Consider the following 2189-nt stretch of genomic DNA (forward strand, 5'->3'; position numbering starts at 1 on the left):
CGGAGGCGACGCGGCCCGCCGCCGCGACGGCGCGCAGTTCCGCGGGGACCACGAGGAGCCCGAGGTCGAGCTGGGCGAGGACCTCGGCGACCCCGTCGTCGACGCGGCGCGGCAGGTCGACCACGACGGTGCCGCCTCCGCGCCGCGCCGCGGCGAGCACCGCGCGTACGGCCCTGGGCGGTACGGCGAGACAGTCGCCACGGTCCCAGCTGAGCACCCGCAGCGAGTGCAGTTCCGGCAGTGACTCCTCCAGGGCGCCGCCGCCGACCCGGCCGTGTGACGCGGCGAACGCCGGCCAGCGCAGCCCTTTGGCCGTCTCGCCCCCGAGGGCCACGTCGAGTCCACCGCCCAGCGGATCGGCGTCCACGAGGAGGGTGCGCAACCCTTCACGCGCGGAGGTGACGGCGAGCGCGCACGCGAGCGTGGACGCCCCGGCGCCGCCCCGGCCGCCGATGACACCGACGGTCAGGGCGGGCCGTCCGACGCCTTCGGCCACGTCGGCGATGCGGTCGACCAGCCACTGTTCCCCGTCGGGCAGCATCAGCACGTGGTCGGCGCCGATCTCGACGGCCCGCCGCCAGACCCCGGAGTCGTCCTGGTCGCGGCCGACCAGCACCACTCCCGGCCTGCGTGCCGCCCCGCGCACCCGCCGCGCGGCGTCGTCCCCGACCAGGACGAGCGGTGCGGCCTCCCAGCTGCCCCTTGGTTCCGGCACCGTGTGATGGACCTCCGGTGTGGCGCCGGCCGCCGCGCACAGGCGCAGCAGGTCGTCGAGGAGCCCGGCGTCCTCGGTGAGGATCAGCGGTGCGCCCGGCCGGCCTCCTCCGGTGGCCGGCGGCGGGTCGTGGGTGATGGTTCCGGACATGTTCGTCCCCCTTTGCTGCATCTCTCGCGCAGCCCCTGCGGCCCCGCGATTCCCGGACGTGCGAAGAGCCGGCAAGCGGTTCTTCTTTGAACGGCCGGCGGAAACCGGCCGTACGCGACCCGACAAACGGAACCGGGCGTGAACTCGCGGCGAGCGGGCGCGTCGGAATCACGATGCGGCGATCCGGAAAAACATGTGGATCTTGGTCGATAACTGTGGACGGGGCGACGCCTGTGAATATCGCGGTCACCCATACCGGTGAGTCCCGCACGCCTCCTGTACGACTTCCGCAGAGCAGTCCGACGACTACCGCGGGTAACTATTCATGTCCATGACAAAAGTCTGGACGCACAGCACCGGCGCGGTGCACCAACCGCGAGGAGAATGAGGAAACCCACCCGGACATGCGACGACCCCCGCCGGGGGGGAGAGCGGGGGTCGTCCCCACGGCCGACTCGGGGGGGGAGGAGTCGGACCGGGTTAGACACGGTCGCGAACGATCCGTGACTTCCATGGTGTACCCGAGAGCCCTCTCAGGCAAACCCACACGCCCCACCTTACGCCGAATGGGCTGCGCCTATGCTCAAGGACGTGGAAAACCACTCGATGCCCCGCACAGCCGCCTTCTTTGACCTGGACAAGACGGTCATTGCGAAGTCGAGCACGCTCACGTTCAGCAAGTCGTTCTATCAAGGCGGCCTGATCAACCGCAGAGCTGTCCTGCGCACCGCGTACTCCCAGTTCGTGTTCCTGGCCGGCGGCGCCGATCACGACCAGATGGAGCGGATGCGCAAGTACCTGTCCGCGCTGTGCCGCGGCTGGAACGTCCAGCAGGTCAAGGAGATCGTCGCCGAGACGCTGCACGACCTGATCGACCCGATCATCTACGACGAGGCCGCCACCCTCATCGAGCAGCACCACACCGCGGGACGCGACGTCGTGATCGTGTCCACGTCGGGCGCCGAGGTGGTCGAGCCGATCGGCGAACTGCTCGGCGCGGACCGGGTGGTGGCCACCCGCATGGTCGTGGGCGACGACGGGTGCTTCACCGGCGAGGTGGAGTACTACGCGTACGGCCCGACCAAGGCCGAGGCGGTCCGGGAGCTGGCCGAGTCGGAGGGCTACGACCTGGCCCGGTGTTACGCCTACAGCGACTCGGTGACCGATGTGCCGATGCTGGAGTCCGTGGGCCACCCGCACGCCGTGAACCCGGACCGCGCACTGCGCCGGGAGGCCCTCGCGCGGGAGTGGCCGATCCTCGACTTCCACCGGCCGGTACGGCTCAAGCAGCGCTTCCCCGCCTTCTCCGTACCGCCGCGCCCCG

2 protein-coding genes are annotated in these 2189 nt (G+C 70.9%); one reads left to right on the forward strand and one right to left on the reverse strand.

The window, feature by feature from the left end:
- Positions 1 to 865 (reverse strand): septum site-determining protein Ssd (gene ssd / locus B7767_RS31315; protein WP_085575083.1); only part of this gene is annotated, 865 nt, incomplete at its 3' end.
- A gap of 579 nt (positions 866 to 1444) precedes the next feature.
- Between ssd and B7767_RS31320 the strand changes: the two genes are divergently transcribed.
- The coding region (locus B7767_RS31320) for an HAD family phosphatase (protein WP_085575084.1) at positions 1445 to 2189 on the forward strand (745 nt) is incomplete at its 3' end.

The organism is Streptomyces sp. 13-12-16 (assembly GCF_002114215.1).
Taxonomy (GTDB): domain Bacteria; phylum Actinomycetota; class Actinomycetes; order Streptomycetales; family Streptomycetaceae; genus Streptomyces.